The organism is Pseudomonas sp. GM41(2012) (assembly GCF_000282315.2).
GTDB lineage: Bacteria > Pseudomonadota > Gammaproteobacteria > Pseudomonadales > Pseudomonadaceae > Aquipseudomonas.
This window is the reverse complement of sequence record NZ_AKJN02000008.1, coordinates 610792-636636: the sequence shown is the minus strand read 5'-3', so window position 1 is coordinate 636636 and position 25845 is coordinate 610792. Positions and strand designations below refer to the sequence as shown.

Genomic DNA, 25845 nt, shown 5'->3' with positions numbered 1-25845 from the left:
AGTTTTCCCGGACGTGCTGACCGGCAGGCTACTGCCAAACATTCTTTCGCAGATAATCGAATGCCGGTAGGTAGTCATCTGCAAAGCGCAGATCGAAAACTACAGCGAACACCTGGAGATGATCGCTCAGCGCTAGCTGAGTGGTTTCAAGAAGTCGTTCGAGGTATTCGGTGATGAAAGGGGACGCAGGACGCCATTGCGGCCTGGCCGCGAAAGCTGTCCTCGTGGTGCAGGTTAAAGCCGTGGCAGCCACGCTCTACTCCAGTACGACCAAAATAGACCGTCGCCACTGAACAGCTATTGCAAAGCTGCCCCAAAATCCGGGTCACGGGACAACTCTGTCAAAATGTGCCTGTTACAGAGCGTGTAACAATCAAGGTTCGAGGCGACGCTGCTGGTAAATCAAGTCGACGATCTCACCATCCGGGGCGTAACCACTGACAGTGTCACGCAGAAGTTGGCGAACCCGCGAATAATCATCCAGTTCAACAGCAGACAGCAACTCCATCAAGTTGCGCTTGAGCACTTCCCAAGGCAAATGATCCTCCTTGGCGCTCATGATCATCGGGTGCTGGGTAGCGGAAACGTTGTCGCCGATCAGCAACTCTTCGTAAAGCTTTTCCCCGGGACGCAGTCCAGTGAACTCGATGGCAATATCGCCTTGCGGATTATTCTCCGAGCGAATGCTCAAGCCAGACAGGTGAATCATCTTCTCCGCCAGCTCAATGATCTTGACCGGCTCGCCCATGTCCAGCACAAACACATCTCCACCCTGCCCCATTGAGCCGGCCTGTATTACCAGCTGTGCCGCCTCGGGAATGGTCATGAAGTAACGGGTAATCTTCGGATGGGTAACCGTCAAGGGCCCGCCCGATTTGATTTGGCTGTGAAAGCGCGGAATAACCGAGCCAGACGAGCCCAACACATTACCGAACCGCACCATGGTGAAACGGGTCTTGTTGACCCGGGACACATTGGACTTATCCCCGAACAACACCGGCGCCAACTCACGACTGAGGGCCTGCAAAGTCAACTCGGCCAGCCGCTTGGTGCTACCCATGACATTGGTCGGGCGTACGGCCTTATCGGTCGAGATCAGCACAAAGTTTGCAACACCAGCCTCCAATGCAGCCTGAGCGGTATTGAGCGTCCCGATCACATTGTTGAGTACACCTTCGGCAATATTGTGCTCAACCATAGGCACGTGCTTATAGGCCGCCGCGTGATAAACCGTGTCCACGCTCCAGGTCTTCATTACATCCAGAAGTTTATGGGGGTGCCGAATCGACCCCAGTATCGGTAACAACCGGACAGGCAACGACTCACGGGCAATACGATGCTCGAGCTCAGACAAAATGCTGTAAAGATTGAATTCGCTATGATCGAACAACAACAGTGTGGTCGGTCCCAGGGAGAAAATCTGCCGACAAAGCTCGGAACCGATCGAACCGCCCGCCCCCGTCACCAAAACCGTCTTGCCCGTCACACATCGAGCCAACAAATCAGGCTGAGCCGGCACCGAATCCCGCCCCAACAGGTCAGCAATGTCGACTTCCTGAATGTTGTCCACCTTGACCCGACCACTGGCCAGATCGGTGAAATTCGGAACACTGCGCACATGGAGCGGGAAACCCTCCAGAAAATTGAGAATCTCCCTGCGCCGCGCACGGGTCGAAGACGGCAACGCCAGAAGAATTTCCTGAGCCCCGGTCATGTCGATCATCTGCTGAATATGCTTGGGCTTATAGACCCGCAACCCGGCAATCGAACGATCCGCGATAGAGGAATCGTCATCGATGAACGCCACTGGGCGCATCACGCGGCCCATGCGCAACGCTGCAACCAACTGGTTGCCTGCCACGCCTGCGCCGTAAATGGCGACCTTGGTCAAACCATCGTCTCGATTGACAAACGGTACATGCTGCGCAGCGGTGAACCAATCACCCATGAAGTATTGACGCATGCACAGACGCAGGCCGCCAATGATTACCAGGCTTAGCCACCAGTAATTGAAGATGATGGAGCGCGGCACCACGGCCTGGTGATTGCTGTACCAGTAAACCACCACGGCGAGGATCAGCGAGGACAGACTGACCGCCTTGACGATGGCAATCAGCGCATCATTGCCGAAGTAGCGCATGACGGCGCGGTACATGCCAAAGCGTACGAAAAGGGGAATGGCAATAATCGAGGCACTGACGAACAGCCAGAAATGCGACTTTAGCGGATTGTACATGTCGTCGATGCCGAGGCGGACGATAAAGGCCAGCCACAAGGCGACCCACACCAAAACCACATCGGTGGCGACCTGTATCAGTCTTTTTTGCCTGCGAGGCAAACCAAGCAACACTCTGCGTATTTTATCCATTCAAGCGTTCGAGCCCGTAGCCCCCTCCTTTTACGCGGTCGTCGGTCGGCATTGTAACCTCAATGAGGACGAGATCGCCCAATACTTCCACAGGGGAGGCCCCAGGAAGGAGCATTTTACTCAAAGCGTCGCTATAATTCGCCCCCTTGACCGGTCTGCCGGACAGAGAATGCGAGGACGCGAAACCCTGTCGAAAACCAGAACACGTTGCTGCTGTGGAGCTGCTCGCCGGCAACCATCAGCCAATCTCTCTGACCCCTTTCGAGCAGGTGATTTACGTGGGGTACTTACGACCAGACGCGGCGACCTGGCTCAATATGCGTTTCTGGAATGTAGGAAATTTTCTTGGGAGTTAACCTCTGACCGTGGGATGATAGAAAAAGCGCACATCATCCGGCAGGAACTTTATTTCTGAGCATTTGCACACCTGAATCGCTCGACACAAGCGCTGTTTTCTGAACGAGTAGCTCAAGTTTGTCATGGTAACGAGCGCACCGAATGCGCGCACGCCATACGAAATCGCTTCAGACTTTACGCCCCCTACTTGCAGCGGGGGCATTCTACGTGGAGTAGATCCCGCGATCGTAAAAAACTGGAAACTAGACGGGATGGAAAAAGTGACACTACACCCTCCTACAAGATTACAATCATCGACTGTTTTGACAACCCGGTATTTCGAATGCTAAACAACCCAATTACCGCTGCCTTGGCAGACATAGCGACGGCTGTAAAGCGCTATTCTCTGGTAGGCATGCTCGGATGGCAGGATGTACGTCAACGGTATAGGCGCTCTGCTGTCGGACCGTTTTGGCTAACAATCAGCATGGGCGTTATGATTGGTACTATTGGCCTCGTATTTGGCCAAATATTTAACTCCCCCATGAAAGACTTTCTGCCATTTCTTGCAGCAGGTATGATTTTCTGGAGTTTTATTTCTACCTGCGTGTTAGAGGGCTGCACCAGCCTCATCGCCGCAGAAAGCATTATCAAACAACTCCCCATCCCATTATTCGTGCATATTTTACGCACGATATGGCGCAATACTTTGATCCTCGCGCACAACATCGTCATTTTCCCGCTTGTGCTGCTGGCTGTTCAGAAGCCATTGGGCCTTGGAGCACTGTTGAGTGTCCCGGGCTTTATGCTGCTTGCTCTCAATCTGGCATGGATCAGCTTGATATTGAGCCTTCTATGCGCTCGATATCGTGACCTCCCGCAGATCATTGCGAGCGTCTTGCAAATTGCCTTTTATTTGACGCCAATCATGTGGCTTCCAAGCCTGCTACCAGGACGAGCCGGCACCTATTTACTGGATTTGAACCCCATCTATCACCTCGTACAAATAGTCAGGGCCCCCTTGCTCGGACAGGATGTAGGCACTGTTAGCTGGTGCGTGGCCGGGGGCATGGCTCTGGTTGGCTGGTGCATCGCGATCATCATCTATGGCCTTTATAAACGTCGCATTGCTTATTGGCTCTAAGAAGAAAACTATTATGGCTGCTATTGAATTTCATAACGCATGCGTTGATTTCCCTATCTATAACGCAAGTGCTCGCTCTCTGAAAAAGCGACTGATTCAAGTCGCTACAGGCGGCAAACTCAGTGCCAACGACCAAGGCCGAGTGATCGTCAGAGCACTGGAAGACCTTACTTTTTCCCTCAATGACGGAGACCGGGTTGGATTGCTCGGTCATAACGGCGCTGGCAAAAGCACATTACTCAGGCTGCTGAGCGGTGTATACACCCCCTCCGCTGGCACCGCCAGTATCAGCGGCGAAGTCGCTTCCCTCATTGATATTTCATTAGGGATAGACCCGGAGGCATCCGGCAGGGAAAACATCTTCATGCGCGGCATCCTGCTTGGGATGACAAAAAGTGATATCGCAGAAAAACTCGACGAAATTATTGAGTTTTCAGAACTGGGTGACTTCATTGACATGCCGGTGCGCACGTACTCTTCCGGCATGCACTTGCGCTTGGCCTTTGCGGTATCGACGACCATCAGACCTGAAATATTGATCATGGACGAATGGCTGTCGGTAGGGGACGAAGGCTTCAAGCACAAAGCAGAAGCTCGGATGAACGAACTGGTCCAAGCCACCAGCATTTTGGTGATAGCCAGCCACTCCCGTGACCTGGTGCTGCATACATGCAATCGGGTCATTTGGCTGGAGCACGGCAGAATAAAAATGGATTCAGATCCGGAAACAGTTACCCGAGCTTATTTTGGTAACTAATATTTTCCTCCGCGCCTGTAACCTTCATTAAGCTAAAAGAAACAAGAACGCCGATTTGTTAGATATGTTCGTGAGCACAAACATATCTGACAAATCGGCGTTCTTGTTTATGGCATACCTTAAATATATCGAACGACACAGCATGCCTCACGCGCCTCTCAACTCCATGGCGGATGCCCCAACCGGAGATTTTGAGCTGCGCATCTGAGAATTATCTGACCGGGCTCATAATTGCAGCCCCATCGTTAAATCAATGTGTTGACTCCGGATTATCCAATAACCAAGCGGCAAAGCGCTCCAATCCATGATCGAAACTCACGAAAGGGACCCACCCCAAAGACTGTTTGGCGCGCTCGATATCCAGGACACTGACAGGCACGTCAAATCCGCGAGCAGACAAGTACTGACGACTTGCATTTCGCCCCGCGACCCTCTCGATCGCGTCAAGAACCTCATTGAGACTGTGTCCGCGCCCTGAACCGATATTGAACACATGCTCTTCACCAGATCGCGCTGACGATGCCAACAACGCTCTCACCACATCAGAGACATGAATGTAGTCGCGTACAACCGTGCCATCGCCCCAAATCTCTACCGTCTCGCCACGCAGGACTTTGCCAAGGAATACGGCAACCGCGCCTTGGCTAGCATAAGTGCGCTGCCCCTCACCAAAGGGGTTTGCAAGACGTAGAACAGTATAGTCAAGGCCGTATAAGCGATGGAAAAGCGCCAAATACTTCTCGATCGCCAACTTGGCAATTCCATAGGAACAGGCCGGGTCAGTAGCATGGGTTTCTGGAATAGGTACTTGCGTAGGGTCTCCATACACCGTGCCACCGGAGGAGATAAAAATAATCTTCCTCAGGCCGGACTTCACCGCGAGGTTTAGCAGGCGGATGGTCGCAACGACATTGCTCTCCACATCGAAGACGGGATCAGCATTTGAAGACTTGGGGAGCGTAGTCGACACAAGGTGATAGCAAACATCGCAACCTTCCAATGCCTTGGCGACTTCAGCCTCACTGGTGAAGTCTCCTTCGCAAAGCTCGAAATTAGGATGACTGGAGTGGGATTCACCTAGCGGCACCACGTTAGGACGATCGAAACAGCGCACAAAATGCCCCTGATCGAGCAACGCGTCTATCAAGTGGGTGCCTATGAAACCGCGCCCCCCCAGAACCAGGGACCGCTTAACGGGATTAGGGGAAGTGTTCTCGGAATTATTCAACGTCGCCCTCCAGCGCTTGATATGGTTGGAACTGCCGCCTTGTGCAGCAGTAGACAAGGCGGGCGTGACCTGCCCCATCCTTGGCAACCATTGCAACGACCTACACTTTAATATGTAACGGGACACACTGTGACGGCTAATGATACGTCAAGAGAGGCGGCTTACCAAATTGCCGGAGACGCCCGTCTCGCTCTCACTGCAGGCCTGGCAATCAGCCGGACCTGCCCTGTGAGCCCTCCCCTTAACGCTAGCTGTCCTGCTTACAGCAAGTCCGCCTGCAGGTCTTGGACAGTCATGCCAGAGCCTTCGGCCTTCGCCGACTCTGCCTTGTGCTGCTGAATGTCACGCTCGAACAATCGAAGATATTGAGAGGCAACGGCGTCAATTCGATATCGACTGGAAACGTCTTTCACCAAGCCGACGGCTTCCTGGTATTTCCGTTCATCTGTCGCGAACGCTGCAATCACGCGGGCCGTGCTCTCGATTGGGACGACCCAATCTTCCAACTCGATAATCTCCCCGGCAACGCCGCTCTCTATCGTCAACATGTTTTTGATGTCGCCTACGTCTGTGGCAATGTATGGCTTGCCGGCAAACAGACAGTCGACAATGGTCAGGGGGAAACTCTCGGACCTGAAGGTCGACAACATGATGCCCATGTCCGCGGCAGCATAATGGCCTACGGAGTTATCACTAAAGCCAGCCAGGTAAACGAAGTCCGGCGCACCTGCTTGACAGTACTCATCGTACACCAGGCCATTACCGACCAATATAATACGGATGTCCCGACCGGAAAGTGATCGCGCAAGTTCTACCGCCTGGATAGCTTCGCCCCAGCCTTTATCGGGAATTGCCCGACTGACACAACACAATACAAAAGCATCCTCCGGCATACCCATCTGCACGCGCGAGATTGGAACAATTTCCGGCGGCTGCAACCCGTTAGGAACCTTGACGAAACGGGGAGAAGACTTGTCGTACAGCGAGATGTCCGAGAAAGGAACAAGATTCTTCTCAGCGGTATAGACCCATGTACTCACACCTTTGTCAGCAATGCGCAACTGTTCATCAGTCACTCCATTGCCATGTTCAATCATCCCGTGCAGAGCAGCCACATGGGCGCCAAGCTCGGAAAAAACATCCGGGACATCGACCGGATACTTCTGAACGTACCACTGATGGCTATTAAGTGCTTCAATTCCGAAATCATGAATGATCTCTTTCACTGATTCGATATTCGACGTCTCGATCACCGGCACGTCGTTTCTCAGCATCTTGCGAACACCGTCTTCGCGTTTTGGTATACCGGCGCTAAACAAGGAAACGGAAATACCCTGGCGTTTAAACTCGTTTGCCAGTCGAATCGGAAGAATTTCGGCACCGCCCGGATAGAAGCCGATGGTGGAAACCATCACGTTCGGCAGTCGGTCAGCCCTTGCACGAACAATCGAATCATGGTCATACCAGCGTAGAAACTCTTCTGCGGAACCCCCGACATAGTGGTCATACAGCTTCTTGCTGGATTCCTCGCAAGCCTCAAGCACCGACATCGGAACATTGTAGAGGGACTGAACCGTTCTGTTGGCCACCCCGAGCTCGCGATAAAAGACCTCTTTGCGATAAGTGGTGTTGGCAGTACTTGCATAATGTCGACGGAAGAAGTTTGTACCCTCAGTGGAGTAAGCAATTTTTCCGCCGCGCAGGATGTGCAAATAGAAGACCCAGTCACCGGCAACTTTCATTGACATCCACGACTGATCATCCAGCAGAGGCATATCAACGGGACGCTTGAAAAGCACGCCACTGGCATTAGGTATTGTATTTTTAATACCCAACGCCGAGCGCACTTCGTTATGCGCCGTACTTACATAGGAACCCGCCCATTTATTCGCACACTCCAGATCACTTACATAGTTAAGGAACTGGTCCGGCATAACAACTTCGTCGGTGGTTACGAACTCACATTTCGAGTACGCAAGCATGACCGCTTCATCATCAAAGCAACTAACAAGCGCCTCCAGGAAACGCTCATCACAGTAGTCATCGCTTTCAGCGACCCATACCAGGTCACCTTTGGCCGCCTTGATCCCCTTAGCCCACTGATGAAAAACGCCACCCGAATTCGTCTCATTGAACAACAAACGCGTTATATCAGGGTGCTTTTCCGCATAACCAGTTAACACCGAACGGCTATCATCAGTCGAACAGTCATCCATCAGGATAACTTCTATATTTTTGTAAGTCTGCCCATAAATACTATCCAGCCGACGAGCAAGGTAGCTTTCATGATTATAGTTTGGAACAATTACCGAAACTTTTGGCATAATGATACTGGAATCAATATCCAGCAAAGCGCGTGTTGTTTCGTTCAACCGACCAAAACCGGTGATACTGTCTGGCTCAAGGAAAAGTCCTTCCTGCCAATTGTTCCAGGCATTCACGAACAATAGACGGCGATCCTCGGGGAGAGCTTTTCTTGCGCCTCTGATCGCCGCGTCAAGCCAACGTCCATAGTCACGAATGTGAAAGCGCGAATACACCAGAGGAGAATATTGTTTAAGCGCAGTTTCATCACGCCCCAATGAAATAGCGTGGAAAACCGGAGTAGTACGAAGATGTGTTTTCTGCGCCCGCACGATCCCTTGCGAAGCAACAAGGTTATACGGAACGGTATCTATTCCATTCTTGTTTTGCGGTGTAAATACGCCAGTTTCGCCCGGCACAGGATCTGCAGAAAGATCAAGCGCGGCGTCACACAAACCATCCAGGTCCTGCGCCAACTCTTCCGAACCCGCGAAGCCAAACTGAGCAATCAAGTACACGCCGTCACACAGTTCATTCAAACGCTCACGTAGCTTGCGAATTGAATCAACGATGTCTTCGTCATACTCATTGAGCTTAACCACGATGACGGGTCGCTCATCAACCTGCACACATCGCTTATCAGCTAGAACTGCAACAACAGGCGTAATCAAGTTATTCGCCAGGCCTTCCTGATGCAAATCTATTTGAACGCAGAAATTAAAGTCGATTTCTGTATGGGCAAGAAAAATGTCCAGAGGCTGTGGCGACGCTTGCACAACCGAATCTGCGCTCAGTTTGAAGCAAAAGCCAAAAAAGCCATGGCTCTTGGCACTGAGTGCCTGCTGGGTGAGCACACGCCCATCCAACGAATCATACAACCCAAGCATCTTGTCAGGGCGTGGTCGCTGCGAATTGCCTTTGGCAGCGAATCTGGCACTACGCAACGCCTCCCAGTCAGGCGATACATAGAACGCGAGCAACTTGATGTCGCTGTTAACTTCACCAAAACGGATGTCGTTTTCGTGATTAATGAGTGCGTCCGGTACCGCTATTCTATGCTCCGCCGCGCCAGTGACAATGTAATGCCAAAGCGGGTTGAGACCAATGTGTTGAATGTCTTTGTAAAGTGCCAGGTAGGCGCGCGTATCAAAGTCCATGGAAGGATTTTTACCTTCGCGCCAGCCCTGTTCACAGTAGTGCCTGAGCGGATCTACCGAGACCTCCGGTACATCGCTGTACATCGCAAGGTAGTACTTCTCGTCGAACAATCCTGATTTTTTGACGGCTTCGATCTGTGCCTCGAGCACAGCCTTTAGGACCGGTATCGGTGTATATTCACCATACGGATTGAAAACCGCATTGCGCCCGACGGGACGACGCTTGACCGCCGTCATTTCGCAAATGCGAACTGGCAATCTGATTGGACGACCTTCAAGCTGTCCGCATTGAATGTAGTGAAGCAGCGGATGAACCTGAGCCTCGGCAACATCAGGGTTGGCCAACAGATAATCCGAAGGACTGAAAGCGGCGCAAGGATTGCGATTTTCTATCCAGCCCTTGAGCATGTAGTGCTTGAGTGGATCAGTGCCTTTTGCACGCACATCTGCATTATTGGCCAGGTAATATTCCGGATCAAACAACCCGCTTTCTTGAATCTCACGAAGAGTGTTTTCGTTATAAAGCTCTCGACGACGCCTTAACGAGTCGACAACTTTACTCCATGTCAGCGTTCTGACGTTATGGACAGACTCTCGCACAAACCCTGAAACCATGCGCACAGACGACATTAAACGCCAGGAATGCGAAGAGAGTAATGCCTGGAGTTCCTGCTGCGTCTTGAGCAGATCAGCCTTCAGACTGACATTCTCTTTTTCGTGATCAATCAAAACGGCTTTGAGATCGACTAACTGCCTGTTGAGCACACCCACAGATTGCTCAAGACTGGCGATATGCCGGTCACGTTTAACCAAAGAACCCATGAGCTCTTTTAACTGCGATTCACGTTCGAATAGAGTCGGATTCAATGACGCAATTCGCTGATTCAAATCCTCGATCTGTTGAGTCAAGTCCTGGATTTGAAGGGCGCGCGCACCTATTTGTTGACGACTTTCCCGAATCAGCCTGGCCGCGTCAAACGCGAGATCCAACTGCTCTACCGTAAACGCTTCTGTACGTTCTGGTACCTGCCTGTCATATCCGAAGACATCAAAATCTTCGGCATACAACTCTTTAATCAAATTCGCACTTCGTTCCGTTATAAAAGCAGGAAGGAAGGGAATGACATTTTCACTTGGTGAAGGCTCTGCGAAAGGATCGGTGGCCTGCTCACCGAAGTGCTCCGATAATGCTTTATGGAGTTCAGAGGAACTTTCAATTTTGACCAACAAGGAATAATTGATCAGATCCGGACGCAATAGCGTGGCTTGAGGCGCCCAAAAATCTTTTTCAGGTGAAGATGCGCTATTACTAGCGAGATACTCCAGAAACGCCTCAAAAGCCGACGCAACATCCGCTACGCTTTTTACCGGCTGCTGTAACAACTCAAACTTTGGATACGATGCGACCTGCTCCGGATCTTGCAACAGTATTTTCGACTGCCATGCAGAGAAGATGCGCTTATAAGGGTTTCGTACGGCGGCAAATCGAAAATATGTATCAGAAAGAAGAGGTTCCAAAAGGTCGTCTATTTCCAGCCCGCTGACATGGGGCGCAACCTTGTGAAACTCGTGAACAACTTGATCAGAATTGCTTCCCGCAGCCTCACCGACGCCACGCAAGGCCTGCGAACAACCTTCCAGTGACGCAAACCACCACTTCAGGGAAGTACTCGCAACCTTGGGGGTACTAACGTATAAAACCTTGTACTTCTCGGAACGGAAACTGTTCCACTTGAGATAGTCAAAGACTTTTTGTTTGTCCACTGATGACAAATCACTAATATTTAGCATATGCGTCAAAAAATCCTATGGGCATGCTGACTCTCAGCAACGCACTTCCAAACGAGTAAATTATCTGCACTAATCCGAACACCCTGTAAGACGGCTACAACCATAGCCCTACATAAAAGGGTAACACTTGCAAATCACCACTCCCTGGTTCCAGCGACGACTTTACGTCGACGACGTTAGCCCCCTTGGGCCGAGCGAACCCCAAACGTGGTCACTGACCCGGAGCAAACAAGCGCGAAACCAACCAAAACTGATTTATAACATTTTTTGGTCTTAACATTCAAAATAGCTCAGAAATACCGGGTTTCTTACCTATGGCCTAGCCGCAGCGCCCAACAGAAAAGGCTCAAGCCCCTACCGCCAAGAGTGAAAATCACCTCAAACCCAGGCACGTACACGGTGGACCGAATCGTTGACGGGACACAGGACGGGGCACCGCTCGAAACCATCCTTACCCAGGCTTGCGCCCATCCCGAAACAGCCTGATTTGCTTATTTAAAGGGCTGCCCCCATCAATCTGGACAACAAGCCAGAATATTGAGGAGCAAAAAACCAATAAAAAGCCAACAAACTGTATAGAAAACCAACCACATCGACCAACCAGCCAGAGCTCCATCAGTAGAGAAATACAAAAAAAAGAGCCACTCACACGGAATGACTCAATTCACAAAACTCAATGCCAAAAACCGCTAAAGCACGAACTCAGGTATAACTCTTACACGTTTTCACTGCGTGATTCTTGGCAATATAATAAGCTTCATGCAACTGCATATGCCGCTCCACCCGTACAGAGGGGTCCCCTGGAGTTCTAAACAAAGACGTTGTTTTTGGCACATAAGCAAACGTATTGCCATAACCATAGCGCAGCCAGAGATTCCAGTCTTCGAGACTGCTCATATCCGTTTGAAATCCACCTCGTTGCAAGTAGAGATCCTTTTCAAAAAGGAGAGACTGGATGGCTATAAAGTTGTGATCCAACAGAACATCATAGTCATATTCTTGCTTGAGAATCGGAGGTACAGCATGACTAACCTCAAAATATTGCTCTTCCACGCCACTGGCAACAGTACCGACTTCCAGTGCCAATGAGTAAGCCGCTACCGCATCAGAATTTTTCGCCAACGCACCAACAAGCACCTCGACATGATCCGCAAAAAGCAAATCATCATCATCGAGAAACATGCAATATTTTCCGGCTGCCTTTTCGAGACCATAATTACCGGTAACCGAACGACCGACCTTATCGAGGGAGTAGTAACTGACATTCATCCCCGCCGGAAACTCAAAATCAGCAACAACCGAGCTCATCGTAGAACCGCCATCCTCAACGACTATCAACTCGATATTCGGATACGTCTGATTAAGCACTGAGATCATGGACTGCCTGAGAAACTCTCCTCGATTCTTGTAAGTTCGAGTTACCACAGTAACAAGAGGGTAATCGGTCAATGGCTCACCCACCTCCCAGAACGCCCCATCCCTGATCATTTCATAATCAAAGCCCCTGAAAGGGAAGTAGCAGTTTTCACTCGGCCCCTTGCCCCGCATAAAATACCGAGCCTTCTTGAATATCACACCGAAGTTTCTGAACACATCGCGACGGGCGCCAGCATAGGGTTCTGGACGGAGCAAAAGCAGGCACTGCAAGATAAAGCCACCCACTCTATCGCTCAAATTCCCATAGCGTAGCCTGATATAAGCATTGGCCAGCGTGCTGCCGGTATACTGAATCGGTTTTACATGATGCTCATGCTCATAGGTGTAATGATAGACGACGGCAGACGGGCAATACTTGAGTTGGTATCCATAGGACCTGAAGCGATAGGAAAGCTCGACGTCTTCGCCATACATGAAGATCTCGCGCTCGTATCCACCGACTTCAACGTAAGCCGACCTTCTTACGAGTACGCAAGCATGGGACGACCAGTTGGTTTCCAACGTTACCGGATCGTAATATTTAGGATGCTCATAAGGTGCCTGCCTCAACTCCCAGGATGCCACCTCAGCCTTGGCATCAGCCAAAGCAGCGGCCACCACTCTGGTTATAGCGTCTTTGGCAAAAACGATATCCACATTACTAACAAGAAAATACTCAGAGCTTCCTTTATGGATTGCTTTTTCATGCCCGGCACCAAACCCGACATTGCCGCCTTCCAGAATGTCGAAACCAGCCACTTCCTGACCAAGCAATGCCTGCCAACGCTGCAATGCTTCGAGGGTGCTGTCCGAAGACCCGTTATCAACAAAGAACATATTCAATTTGCTGAGCGGGTAACTCTGCGTCTTTAACGATTCAAAAAAACCATCAATCCACTTACCACTATTGAACGTCACCACCGACACATCAATAACGGGTTGCGCCTGGGCGACTGACGAGTTCTGGAACCGTGAAAAACGACGATTCAATATAGCCTGTATCGCCTTGGTATTATTTCGCGAATAAATCACCAACATTATGTTTTCGCGCAAACGCTTGAAAAACAAATGTATACGAACACGAACCCACACAAGGAAAGGAAACTTTTGGTAAAAGGGCCGAATGAACGCTTTAGACTTGGCCAAAAAAGAGCTCAGCCCTCGAAAAAAACGCGTTACGACTTGCCAAATTTTTGAAGAAACCATACTGAATAAACCACTCATTAAATCGAATCCCCTAACCAATGCAACTTAGCGACCTGCAAATATCACAACATCAGCGGCAGGCACATCCCAAGACGCTCCACAAGAGAGGCGACCATGCAAACCTGTGTTGATATGTGTTTCTGACGCTTTTCAATTACACGACTTGCTCCGACTCTCCAGCTTTGTAGGTGCATGCGATAAATAGCAGTGGAGCATAAGCTACGACCATACCAAAAAATCCGGAAATCCACCCACTTGCTACGGCGATCGATAACGGCATGAGCCATACAAAATTAATGGTGATCGATGCCAGCACTACTGTTTTATGGCTACGGTGCTTGCGAGAGGCATATTGGTAACCATGACTGCGGTGGGCTTCATATACTTTTTCACCTCGCAAAAGCCTGCGCATCAGGGTCCACGTCGCATCAACAATGAAAACGCCAAGCATGATCAACCAGCTCCAGAGCAACTCGGGCGACTTGGAGGCTGCCTCAATGGACATCCCTGCCAATACAACCCCCAAAAAACCACTGCCTGCGTCTCCCATGAAAATTTTCGCCGGCGGATAGTTCCAACAGAGAAAACCCGCGACCGCTGCCACCAGAGCCAGAGGCCCCCACGCCAGTTCGAGGTTTGCACCAAACCAATAGACCAGCAACATTCCGAGACAGACACTGATCGCTTCAGCACTGGCCAAGCCGTCAATGCCATCCATGAAGTTGTAAAGATTCAGCATCCAGACCAAATACAGCACAAACAAAATATTCCCAATCCACCCTGGATCAAGGGTAGCGCCAAAGAGCGTGACGCAAGGAGAGCCTCCCAGCCAATATAACGCCCATATCGAGGCAGCAAAATGGCCTAATAGGCGCCACCTTGCAGCGATATGCCCGTGATCATCGGCAAAACCGATAAGCGCGACCAACAAGCCGCTCCCCAGCAAACCAAAGAGCGTCGCCAGGCTCATCAAATCAAGACCACGAAGGATCAGAAGCGCCAACAGAAAGGAAACAACAATAGCTACACCTCCACCCCGGGGAGTAGGCACCGAGTGAGAGCTGCGCTCATTTGGTATATCCATCAAGCTCTTGGCCAAAGCATAACGACGTAAAACAAGCGTCAGCCCCCAGGAAACAACGAATACTGCAAGTAGCAGCCACAAAAAAGTCATTTCGTCTGCGCGTCCAGATAGTGACCTGCGGTTTGGCGCATGGCTTCATCCATGTTGATGGGGGGTGTCCACCCCAATAATTCACGATTTTTGCTGATGTCGACCTGCAACGACCCGCAGATCCGTTGAGCAACGGATTGCTTTCTCAATGCCGAAGCCGCCACTACCAGCAACCACTCTGGCAATGGCAAGAGCCAGGCCTTCGTCCCGAGCGCATTGCCCAGGCAACGTAGCATTTGAGTTGTGGACAAGTCCTGGCCATCACTGACCAGAAAGGTTTGGTTCGCTGCGGCAGGATGATCAATACAGGTGATTATAAGGTCCACCAGGTTTCCGATCGCCACAAGGCTACGCTGATTCCTGACCGCTCCCAACGGCAAAGGAATACCTTTGTTGAGCCAGCGCAACATACTCAGAAAATTGGCTTTAACCCCCGGCCCATAGATCAATGGCGGTCGAATAATCACCACTTCCATTCCGGTTTCACGAGCAAGTTGTCTCAGCGCTTGTTCAGCCTCGTGCTTGGACACGCCATAAGGATCCACCGGGGCCGGAGTATCGTCAGCCTTGAACGGCTTGCCTGGCTGGGTGCTTTCGCCATTGACCTTGATCGAACTGATGAAGATGAAGCGTTTGACTCCCGATTCAGCGGCGCGCTTTGCCAACCGAAGAGTGCCCTCCACATTGACCTTGCGAAACTCGGCCAAGGCATCAGAAGCGATTTCGTTCATCACATGAACTCTGGCCGCCGCGTGGACGACCGCACTTACATCCTTCAACTCAGACAAGACTTCAGGATCATTCAGATCAAAGGGTACAAACGGGCATAACCCCTGTAACCGGGTGGGACTGCGAGCGGCTGCGATCGGAGCGAACTGTTTGTCCACCAACATCCTGAAAACCAGCGCCTCACCCACGAAACCGCTTGCCCCCGTGACCAATACCTTTGGGGCTGTCATTGAGCTTTGTTTCCTATCAACGCGGTGACCCAACAGATAAAAAAGAAGAAAATCTTGTCCCGTACCCGGCGCCTGCATTGCCAGGCACTGAAGGACAGTTTCATCAGTTCCGTACGCCGTAATTGCAGCAAGACGCCTTCAAAGGGCTTCGCCCCCTGCCCCACCAGATCTGCAATCAGGCGAACCTGACCGAACCACCAACCGTCATGAATGGTTTTGTAACGAGCGATCAACGGACTCAGGCCTGTGTTGGCACCGACCTGATTACGCTCGTGCTGCCGGTAATCCATGCTGGGTAACGGGTCGATATACCAACGGTAACCATGACTGCGCGCAAAGGCGTAGCAATACCAGTCATGCAAAGTTACACCTTGCAGTTGCTGCCAGTTGGCGAGCATCGAGACTTTCAAGGCTTCTACCAGGCTTTTTCTAAAGACATAGGTGCAGCCAGGCCCGGCTGCCTCGAACAAAAAATCCCAGGCGACCTGAGGCTGCGCCTTGTCCAGCAGAAGGGTTTTGCCGCTTGGCCAGAACGCTGTCACGTTACTGGAGTAGGCATCTACTCCTCGTGCCTGCAGCGCCTGGGTTGCTCTGTGCAGCTTGTCGGGATACCAGATGTCGTCCTGGTCGGCAAAAGCGACAAAGTCGTAGCCATCGAAGTCAACGTCCCGGATCAACCGAAAGAAGTTGCGCGATGCTCCGCCGAAGCGATTGGCATCCGGAAGCACTACAACTGCTGGATGCTCAGCCGCATAAGCTTTACACCACGCCTCGGTGCCGTCAGTAGAGGGGTCGATGCTAATGTGCAGGGTAACGTCGACCGATAACTGGCCGAGAATCGAGACCAGTTGCTCCTCAATCCACTGCATTCCGTTGTACGCAGCCAGCAAAACTGCAACCTTGGGATGTTTTACTGGCATGCTATTCCTGCTTGCACGGATTAAACGCTAGGTTTGAAAGTAAACCCTCTCTACTCAGAGGGAATCCAAATCCAGCAGTTTTTGCAGGTACTGACCATAGCCAGTCTTTTTCAGCTTATCGGCCTGAGCGCCCAACTGTTCAGCGGTAATCCAACCGTTGTTGTAGGCGATCTCCTCCAGGCAGGCCACTTTCAAGCCTTGACGCTGCTCAATCGTGTGCACGAAGTGACTGGCCTCGAGCAACGAGTCGTGAGTTCCCGTGTCCAGCCAGGCAAAACCGCGTCCGAGCATTTCTACATTGAGAGTGTTCTGCTCGAGGTAGGCGCGGTTAACGTCGGTGATTTCCAGCTCGCCACGCTCGGACGGCTTAATGCTCTTGGCGATCTCGACAACATCGTTGTCGTAGAAGTACAGGCCGGTCACTGCATAGTTGGATTTTGGCTTCAGCGGTTTCTCTTCAATGCTAAGAGCGCGACCGGTTTTGTCGAACTCGACAACACCGAAGCGTTCCGGGTCGGAGACGTGATAGCCGAATACGGTAGCGCCATGTTGTTGAGAGCTGGCGGAGCGCAGGTTGTCCGAGAAATGCTGACCGTAAAAGATGTTGTCGCCCAGGATCAGACAGCAAGGATCCTTGCCAATGAACTCTTCACCGATGATGAACGCTTGCGCCAGGCCGTCCGGGCTAGGCTGTTCGGCGTAAGTCAGCTTGATGCCATACAGGCTTCCGTCACCGAGCAGTTTACGGAAGCAGGGCAAATCTTCCGGGGTAGAGATGATCAGAATTTCGCGCATACCCGCGAGCATCAACACCGATAGCGGATAGAAGATCATCGGCTTGTCGTAGATCGGCAGCATCTGCTTGGACACGCCAAGGGTCAACGGATGCAGACGCGTGCCCGAGCCGCCAGCGAGGATGATGCCTTTACGATTTATCGTGCTCATTTATTCAGAACTTCCCTAAGCATTCGGGTTACGCCACTTTGCCAATCCGGCAAGTGTAGAGAAAAATTGTCACGCAGCTTCTGAGTATTCAAACGCGAATTCAGAGGCCGGCGCGCAGGTGTTGGATAAGCCGTCGTTTCGATCGGATTGATCGCCGTTACGGCGAGCTGCTCGCCGTTGTCTTGGGCGAAACCGATCACATGGCTAGCATAGCCGTGCCAGGACACTTCGCCACTGGCCGCCAAGTGATACAAGCCCGACAGCTCGGGACGTTGCAGAACTTGCTGAATGGCCAACGCAGTCACGTCAGCAATCAGGTCTGCCCCAGTGGGGGCTCCGATCTGGTCGGCGATGACACTCAAGGTTTCGCGATCCTTGGCCAGACGCAGCATGGTCTTGGCGAAGTTGTTACCGCGAGCGCCATAGACCCAGCTGGTGCGGAAGATCAGATGCTTGCAGCCCGACGCGGTAATCGCCTGTTCGCCGGCCAGTTTACTCGCGCCGTAGTGATTCACCGGGGCGACTGCATCTGACTCTTGCCACGGAGTAAAGCCCTGGCCGCTGAAGACGTAGTCAGTCGAATAATGAATCAGCCAGGCACCCAGAGTCGTGGCCTCTTCGGCCATGACTTGGCTTGCCTGACCGTTCACACGGTCAGCCAGTTCGGTCTCGGACTCAGCTTTATCAACGGCCGTGTAGGCCGCAGCGTTAACGATGACGTCGGGTTTGACCTGGCGGATCGTTGCGCGCAAGGCATCGAGATCGGCCAGATCTCCGCACAAGCCATCAACCGTATGACGGTCCAGGGCGATTAACTCACCCAGCGGTGCGAGGGAGCGCTGCAGCTCCCAGCCTACCTGGCCGTTTTTTCCGAGCAGAAGTATTTTCATGCTTAGTTCGAACGATCTGCGTAGTTCTGGTCGATCCACTGCTGGTAGCTACCGCTCTTTACGTGAGCGACCCATTCAGTGTTGTTGAGGTACCACTCGACCGTTTTGCGGATGCCGGTTTCAAAGGTCTCTTCCGGCGTCCAACCCAGCTCACGCTGGATTTTGCTGGCGTCGATTGCGTAACGCTGATCGTGGCCCGGGCGGTCCTGAACGTAAGTGATCAGGCTGGCATGTGGACGGTGAGCGGAATCGGGACGCAGTTCGTCGAGTAGTGCGCACAGGGTATGCACCACTTCGATGTTTTGCTTTTCATTATGGCCACCGATGTTGTACGTCTCGCCGATAACGCCTTCGGTTACGACTTTGTACAGTGCGCGGGCGTGGTCTTCAACGTAGAGCCAGTCGCGGACTTGGTTGCCTTTGCCGTAGACCGGCAGCGGCTTGCCTTCCAGTGCATTGAGAATGATCAGTGGGATCAACTTCTCAGGGAAATGGCATGGGCCGTAGTTGTTCGAGCAGTTGGTGACCAGGGTCGGCAAGCCGTAAGTACGGCTCCAGGCACGAACCAGGTGATCGGAACTGGCCTTGCTGGCGGAGTATGGCGAGCTTGGCTGATACGGTGTGGTTTCGGTGAAGAGGTCTTCCGGACCTTCAAGGTCTCCGTAAACTTCGTCAGTCGAAATATGGTGAAAGCGGAAGTTGGTTTTACGCGCATCATCCAGCGCCGCCCAATAGTGGCGTGCAGCTTCCAGCAGGGTGTAAGTGCCGATGATGTTGGTCTGGATGAATTCAGACGGGCCAGAGATCGAGCGGTCAACGTGGGACTCTGCGGCCAGGTGCATGATCGCATCCGGTTGGTGTTCACGCAGGACGCGGTCGACCTGATCACGGTCGCAGATGTCGACGCGCTCGAATACGTAACGCGAGTTGTGACTAACTTCGGCCAATGACTCAAGGTTACCGGCGTAAGTAAGCTTATCGACGTTAACGACAGAGTCGGTGGTGTTGGAGATGATATGACGGATGACTGCCGAGCCGATAAACCCGGCGCCGCCGGTTACTAGAATTTTCACGCGAAACCATACCCTTGAGTTACTGACAGGACCGCCAACCGAGCACTGTCTAATCCATGAATGCAGAAGCCATCAAGTCAGCTGAGGCCTCTGACAAAGTCAGTCTGAACCGATGTGGGAATATGCCACTATCGGACAAGCGCAGCATTTTACAGCTTAATGACGGTTTTACTAATGGATATAGACAAAGTGTGGCTAAAGTTTAGTGCACCTTCCGCGCCATGTCGCAATCAGACAAGGCGCTTGCGTGAAACTCTGGAAGTGCGCCCCAGAAACCAACCCAGAATCGGCCCGATCACCATCCCAACCAGCAGAGCAGCAACCATGACCAGCGATACCGGCAGTTGCGGCCCCGCCCACCCCAGGAATAGCAGGGAAACCGATTGCTGATTCTCGAGAACGAACGCAAGGATCGCCAAAACCAGCAACAGAACGAATACGACGAGCAGTACGCGCTTGAGGTTACGCATAAGCGGTTCCTTGAATTGCGGTGGCCGTCAAAGCATCTCCTCCTCGTCCTCATTCACACGATCGCGCAATTCTTTGCCTGGCTTGAAATGCGGCACGAACTTGCCGTCGAGGCTGACGGACTGACCGGTTTTTGGATTGCGACCTACGCGCGGCGCGCGGTAGTGCAAGGAGAAGCTGCCAAACCCACGAATCTCGATGCGATCACCGGTGGCCAGACATTGGGACATTTGTTCAAGCATGGTCTTGATGGCCAGCTCCACATCCTTGGATGAGAGCAGCCCTTGATGGGTGACAATTCGTTCGATCAACTCCGACTTCGTCATATTTTTCCCTTCTTTTTCAAGCAGCTAGATCAGCGCTTCAAAGGTTTTAGCACGCCCCGATGAATTTGAACAGCCCGAGTTTTGACATATCTTTACCCACAAAGAGATGCCCCATTTAAGTTCACTGGAACGCTGATCATGCCCTTCCGGACTCACCTGCAGATAACCAGCATGGTGCGCGTCAGATAGCCCGCGGGATTAAAGCCAAAGGGGTACTCATCCTCGTCCTTGGCATCATCGGACCTGGCTACAACTTTGTAGCCCGCCGCCTTGCACTCCTTGCTCGCTCGCTTGTGACACTTCTCCCACCCCGACCCCAACCCCGAACAATCGATCTCGATGCCACTGACCCCACGCACCGCATGAGTCTTGGCATTAGTGGTACAGCCTGCCAGTGTCAATACTGCTATGACGACAATGAGCTTGTTCATTCACTTCCTTAGGCCGGATACACCGCCCGACGGTCGCTCGCTTCAAGCTAAAGACTAGCCGTAAATAAACGATTGATCCGACTTAAGAAAGAGACAACTTGTTGAGAGGATTGGTTTCACGGCAAGCAATCGCAGCGTTGCGAGACCATTGGAATCGCCAAATCACAGGCAAAAAAAAGGGCGACCGAAGTCGCCCTTTTTCTATGGTCTGACAGAACTCAGTTCTGTTTTTCCATTTGTGCACGCAACAGGTCGCCCAGAGTGGTAGGACCAGCAGCGATGCTATCCGAAGGCTTGTCTTTCAAGCTCTGGATTGCTTCTTTCTCTTCAGCATCGTCTTTCGACTTGATGGAGAGCTGGATTACACGGCTCTTGCGGTCAACGCTGATGATCTTGGCTTCTACTTCCTGGCCTTCTTTCAGAACGTTGCGCGCGTCTTCAACGCGGTCACGGCTGATTTCAGAGGCTTTCAGAGTCGCTTCGATATCGTCGGCCAGAGTGATGATGGCGCCTTTAGCGTCAACTTCTTTCACGATGCCTTTAACGATTGCGCCTTTGTCGTTCTCTTGAACGTACTCGGAGAACGGATCGCTTTCCAGTTGCTTGATACCCAGGGAGATGCGCTCGCGCTCTGGGTCAACCGACAGGATAACGGTGTCCAGCTCGTCGCCCTTCTTGAAGCGGCGAACGGCTTCTTCGCCCACTTCGTTCCAGGAGATGTCGGACAGGTGAACCAGACCGTCGATGCCGCCGTCCAGACCAATGAAGATACCGAAATCGGTGATCGACTTGATGGTGCCGGAGATTTTATCGCCCTTGTTGAACTGGCCAGAGAAATCTTCCCATGGGTTAGATTTGCACTGCTTGATGCCGAGGGAGATACGACGACGCTCTTCGTCGATGTCCAGAACCATAACTTCCACTTCGTCGCCGACTTGTACGACTTTCGAAGGGTGGATGTTCTTGTTGGTCCAGTCCATTTCGGAAACGTGTACCAGGCCTTCAACGCCTTCTTCCAGCTCAGCGAAGCAGCCGTAGTCGGTCAGGTTGGTTACACGAGCGGTGACGCGAGTGCTTTCTGGGTAACGGGCTTTGATAGCAACCCATGGATCTTCGCCCAGTTGCTTGAGGCCCAGGGAAACACGATTGCGTTCGCGATCGTACTTCAGAACCTTGACATCGATCTCGTCGCCAACGTTGACGATTTCGGAAGGATGCTTGATACGCTTCCAAGCCATGTCGGTAATGTGCAGCAGGCCATCGACGCCACCCAGATCGACGAATGCGCCGTAATCGGTGAGGTTTTTGACGATACCTTTGACTTGTTGACCTTCCTGCAGGGATTCCAGCAGAGCTTCACGCTCAGCGGAGTTCTCGGCTTCGAGGACGCTACGACGGGAAACGACAACGTTGTTGCGTTTCTGGTCAAGCTTGATGACCTTGAATTCCAGCTCTTTGCCTTCCAGGTGCGTGGTGTCGCGCACTGGACGGACGTCAACCAGAGAACCTGGCAGGAACGCACGGATGCCGTTAACGTCGACAGTGAAGCCGCCTTTAACCTTACCGTTGATAACGCCCTTGACCACTTCTTCGGCTGCGAAGGCTGCTTCCAGAACAATCCAGCATTCAGCGCGCTTGGCTTTTTCACGGGACAGCTTGGTTTCACCAAAGCCGTCTTCAACCGAGTCCAGAGCAACGTGAACTTCGTCACCGACGTTGATAGTCAGTTCGCCAGCATCGTTGTAGAACTGCTCAAGCGGGATGAGTGCTTCAGACTTCAGGCCAGCGTGAACGGTTACCCAGCGAGCTTGGTAATCGATATCAACGATAACACCGGTGATGATGGAGCCTGCCTGAAGGTTCAGGGTTTTTAGGCTTTCTTCAAAGAGTTCCGCAAAGCTTTCGCTCATTTTAATTCCTGTTGAATAAGGGCGAAGGATACGCCCATCTCCACATCCCAGACGACGTGGGTTATGTTCATTTGAAGAAGCGACGCAGGACTATGACTGGTCCCCTGAGTCGCTTCTTGGTCACCCGGCGATATCGCGAATGGCGATCTCGCTCATGATGCGTTCCAGCACCTGATCGATGGATAATTCCGTGGAATCCAGCTGTATGGCGTCAGCCGCCGGTTTGAGCGGGGCTACCGCTCGCTGGGTGTCACGCTCATCGCGGACACGTATCTCATCTAGCAGACTCGACAGACTAACACCATCGACTTTGCCCTTCAACTGCAAGTATCGACGGCGCGCACGCTCCTCGGCACTGGCAGTGAGGAATATCTTCAGCGGAGCATCCGGAAAAACCACCGTGCCCATGTCGCGACCATCAGCCACCAGACCCGGAGCCTCCTGAAACGCCCGCTGGCGCTGGAGCAGCGCATCACGCACCGCCGGCAGTGCAGCGACCTGGGAAGCCCAGGCGCCGACTTGTTCGTTGCGCAAATCATCAGTGACATCGTCACCTTCGAGGATGATCCGCTGCGGATGACCTTCGGTCGCACCGACGAACTGCACGTCCAGATGAGCGGCCAGCAGCTTCAGCGACTCTTCATTGGTCAGATCGACGCCATGATTACGCGCGGCGAATGCCAGCAGACGGTACAGCGCACCGGAATCCAGCAGACACCAGCCCAGACGCTTGGCCAGAATCCCGGCGATAGTGCCTTTGCCCGAACCGCTAGGCCCGTCGATGGTGATGACCGGTGGCTTGATAATCACGACTGGGCCTCTTGTGCAACACGGATACCGACCTGCGCGCACAGCGCGAGGAAGTTCGGGAACGACGTCGCGACGTTGGCGCAATCATGGATGCGGATCGGTGCAGTGGCGCGCAGCGAAGCCACGCTGAAGGCCATGGCAATCCGGTGATCGCCGTGTCCGTGCACTTCGCCGCCGCCGATCTGGCCGCCGTCGATGATGATGCCATCCGGGGTCGGCTCGCATTTGACGCCAAGCGCCAGCAAGCCATCCGCCATGACCTGAATTCGGTCCGACTCTTTAACCCGCAGCTCTTCGGCGCCACGCAGGATGGTGCGCCCTTCGGCACAGGCCGCGGCCACGAACAGCACCGGAAACTCGTCGATGGCCAGCGGAACCAGCGCTTCGGGAATCTCGATACCTTTGAGTTTAGCTGCCCGTACGCGCAAATCCGCAACCGGCTCGCCGCCGACTTCACGCTGGTTTTCCAGAGTGATATCAGCACCCATCAGACGCAGAATATCGATCACACCGGTACGGGTCGGGTTGATGCCGACGTGTTCAAGCACCAGCTCCGAACCTTCGGCGATCGACGCGGCCACCAGGAAGAACGCGGAGGACGAGATGTCGCCCGGCACTTCAATGTGGGTCGCGGTCAGCTTGTGGCCGGACTCGACCGAAGCGGTCGCACCGTTGACGGTGACCGGGTAGCCGAAGCCACGCAGCATGCGCTCGGTGTGGTCACGGGTTGGCGCCGGCTCGGTGACGGTGGTTTTGCCTTCGGCGTACAAACCCGCCAGCAGCAGGCAGGATTTAACCTGCGCACTGGCCATCGGCATGGTGTAGGTCAGGCCTTTGAGCTTGTTGCCGCCGCGAATGATCATCGGCGGACGACCTTCAGCAGCGGTCTCGATCACAGCGCCCATCTCACGCAGCGGATTGGCCACGCGATTCATCGGACGCTTGGACAGCGAAGCATCGCCCGTCAGCGTGCTGTCGAAGCTCTGCGCAGCCAACAGGCCAGACAGCAGACGCATCGAAGTGCCGGAGTTGCCCAGATAGATCGGGCCCGGCGCAGGCTTCAAGCCATGCAGGCCGACACCGTGAATGGTCACGCGACCGTGGTGCGGACCTTCGATCACGACGCCCATGTCGCGGAAGGCCTGCAAGGTTGCCAGGGCGTCTTCGCCCTCGAGGAAACCTTCCACTTCGGTAACGCCTTCAGCCAGGGAGCCGAGCATGATCGAACGGTGGGAAATCGATTTGTCGCCCGGTACTCGAATCCGCCCAGTCAGGCGGCCACCAGGTTGTGCCAGGAAAATCAGGTCGTTGGAATTCATAGCGTCCACATAAGCCCGGCGGGCCAGGATTTTACTGAAATGTTCGCGGGCAACCCGGGCGCGAGTGAACACGCCCAACAATTGGTGCCCATCCCCTGCATCGACCGCGTCGCGCAAGGCGTCGAGGTCGCTGCGAAATGTATCGAGTGTGCGCAGGACAGCTTCGCGGTTGGCGAGGAAGATGTCGTGCCACATGACCGGGTCGCTACCCGCGATTCTTGTGAAATCGCGGAAACCGCCCGCAGCGTAACGGAAGATCTCAAGGTTTTCATTGCGCTTGGCCAACGAATCGACCAAACCGAACGCCAACAAGTGCGGCAAATGGCTGGTCGCCGCCAACACTTCGTCATGACGCTCGACCTGCATGTGCTCGACATCGGCACCCAATTCGCGCCACAACCGGTCGACCACTGCCAGCGCTGCCGGATCGGTTTGATCCAGCGGCGTCAAAATCACTTTATGGCGACGGAACAGCTCTGAGTTAGAGGCTTCCACCCCGCTCTGCTCGGAACCTGCAATCGGGTGACCCGGCACGAAACGCGACGGCATGCCGCCAAACGCCTCGGTTGCCGCCCGCACCACATTGCCTTTGGCGCTGCCGACGTCGGTCAGAATCGCCTGCCCCAGGTCCATGCCGGCCAATCGGCCGAGCATTTTTTCCATGGCGAGGATCGGTACGGCCAGCTGAATCACGTCGGCGCCCTGACACGCAGCGGCAAGGTCTTCTTCACAGCGATCCACCACACCCAACTCGACCGCCAGCTTGCGCGACTGCGGGTCGAGATCGACCCCGACCACTTCGCGGCACAGGCCGCTTTCACGCAAGCCCTTGGCAAACGAACCGCCGATCAGCCCCAGACCGACCACCACCAGGCGACCGATCATAGGTTCAGCAGATTGCAGTGCAGTGACA

The 25845-nt window shown here is 53.1% G+C and carries 18 protein-coding genes; 2 read left to right on the top strand and 16 right to left on the bottom strand.

What is annotated here, in order from left to right; all coding sequences use genetic code 11:
* Positions 1-373: 373 nt before the first annotated feature.
* Positions 374-2368, bottom strand: coding sequence for a polysaccharide biosynthesis protein (locus PMI27_RS05450; RefSeq protein ID WP_033053509.1), 1995 nt, complete (start codon positions 2366-2368; stop codon positions 374-376).
* Positions 2369-3047: 679 nt separating this feature from the next.
* On the opposite strand from PMI27_RS05450, the gene PMI27_RS0229775 reads away from it, so the two are divergent.
* A complete protein-coding gene (locus tag PMI27_RS0229775) occupies positions 3048-3848 on the top strand; it encodes an ABC transporter permease (RefSeq protein ID WP_033053507.1) in 801 nt (266 codons plus the stop codon).
* A 13-nt stretch (positions 3849-3861) separates the two neighbouring features.
* Entirely contained in the window at positions 3862-4605 is a 744-nt protein-coding gene (locus tag PMI27_RS05455) for an ABC transporter ATP-binding protein (protein ID WP_008148735.1), read from the top strand.
* Positions 4606-4855: 250 nt separating this feature from the next.
* Here the strand turns inward: PMI27_RS05455 and PMI27_RS05460 are convergent, their stop codons facing one another.
* The 15 genes from PMI27_RS05460 to PMI27_RS05520 all read right to left on the bottom strand — a co-directional run bounded on the left by PMI27_RS05460 (position 4856) and on the right by PMI27_RS05520 (position 25817).
* Positions 4856-5833 carry an NAD-dependent epimerase/dehydratase family protein gene (locus PMI27_RS05460; protein WP_008148734.1) on the bottom strand — a complete coding sequence of 326 codons (978 nt, stop codon included), beginning with the start codon at positions 5831-5833 and terminating at the stop codon, positions 4856-4858.
* A gap of 260 nt (positions 5834-6093) precedes the next feature.
* Entirely contained in the window at positions 6094-11058 is a 4965-nt protein-coding gene (locus tag PMI27_RS30065; RefSeq protein WP_160171638.1) for a glycosyltransferase, read from the bottom strand.
* Between the two features lie 729 nt (positions 11059-11787).
* Positions 11788-13725, bottom strand: coding sequence for a glycosyltransferase family 2 protein (locus PMI27_RS30060; RefSeq protein ID WP_008148732.1), 1938 nt, complete (start codon positions 13723-13725; stop codon positions 11788-11790).
* Positions 13726-13861: 136 nt separating this feature from the next.
* Positions 13862-14881 (bottom strand): MraY family glycosyltransferase, encoded by a 1020-nt coding sequence (locus PMI27_RS05465; protein WP_008148731.1) that lies wholly within the window; start codon positions 14879-14881, stop codon positions 13862-13864.
* Positions 14878-15840, bottom strand: coding sequence for a UDP-glucose 4-epimerase family protein (locus PMI27_RS05470; protein WP_008148730.1), 963 nt, complete (start codon positions 15838-15840; stop codon positions 14878-14880). Before PMI27_RS05470 ends, PMI27_RS05465 begins: the two co-directional genes overlap by 4 nt.
* On the bottom strand, positions 15837-16760 hold the full coding sequence (locus PMI27_RS05475) for a glycosyltransferase (RefSeq protein ID WP_008148729.1): 924 nt from the start codon (positions 16758-16760) through the stop codon (positions 15837-15839). Before PMI27_RS05475 ends, PMI27_RS05470 begins: the two co-directional genes overlap by 4 nt.
* A gap of 54 nt (positions 16761-16814) precedes the next feature.
* Entirely contained in the window at positions 16815-17705 is an 891-nt protein-coding gene (gene rfbA, locus PMI27_RS05480; protein ID WP_008148728.1) for a glucose-1-phosphate thymidylyltransferase RfbA, read from the bottom strand.
* Positions 17702-18595, bottom strand: coding sequence for a dTDP-4-dehydrorhamnose reductase (gene rfbD / locus PMI27_RS05485; protein ID WP_008148727.1), 894 nt, complete (start codon positions 18593-18595; stop codon positions 17702-17704). Before rfbD ends, rfbA begins: the two co-directional genes overlap by 4 nt.
* Positions 18596-18597: 2 nt before the next feature.
* Positions 18598-19668 carry a dTDP-glucose 4,6-dehydratase gene (rfbB, locus tag PMI27_RS05490; RefSeq protein WP_008148726.1) on the bottom strand — a complete coding sequence of 357 codons (1071 nt, stop codon included), beginning with the start codon at positions 19666-19668 and terminating at the stop codon, positions 18598-18600.
* A 230-nt stretch (positions 19669-19898) separates the two neighbouring features.
* A complete protein-coding gene (locus PMI27_RS05495; RefSeq protein WP_008148725.1) occupies positions 19899-20138 on the bottom strand; it encodes a LapA family protein in 240 nt (79 codons plus the stop codon).
* A 27-nt stretch (positions 20139-20165) separates the two neighbouring features.
* A complete protein-coding gene (ihfB, locus tag PMI27_RS05500) occupies positions 20166-20462 on the bottom strand; it encodes an integration host factor subunit beta (RefSeq protein ID WP_008148724.1) in 297 nt (98 codons plus the stop codon).
* 152 nt (positions 20463-20614) lie between these two features.
* On the bottom strand, positions 20615-20893 hold the full coding sequence (locus tag PMI27_RS05505) for a hypothetical protein (RefSeq protein WP_008148723.1): 279 nt from the start codon (positions 20891-20893) through the stop codon (positions 20615-20617).
* 218 nt (positions 20894-21111) lie between these two features.
* Complete coding sequence (gene rpsA / locus PMI27_RS05510; protein WP_008148721.1) at positions 21112-22803, bottom strand: 30S ribosomal protein S1; 1692 nt, start codon at positions 22801-22803, stop codon at positions 21112-21114.
* A 120-nt stretch (positions 22804-22923) separates the two neighbouring features.
* Positions 22924-23613, bottom strand: a complete 690-nt coding sequence (cmk, locus tag PMI27_RS05515) for a (d)CMP kinase (RefSeq protein ID WP_008148720.1) — start codon at positions 23611-23613, stop codon at positions 22924-22926.
* Positions 23610-25817, bottom strand: a complete 2208-nt coding sequence (locus PMI27_RS05520; protein WP_008148718.1) for a bifunctional prephenate dehydrogenase/3-phosphoshikimate 1-carboxyvinyltransferase — start codon at positions 25815-25817, stop codon at positions 23610-23612. The genes cmk and PMI27_RS05520 overlap by 4 nt, the downstream gene beginning before the upstream one ends.
* Positions 25818-25845 lie beyond the last annotated feature (28 nt).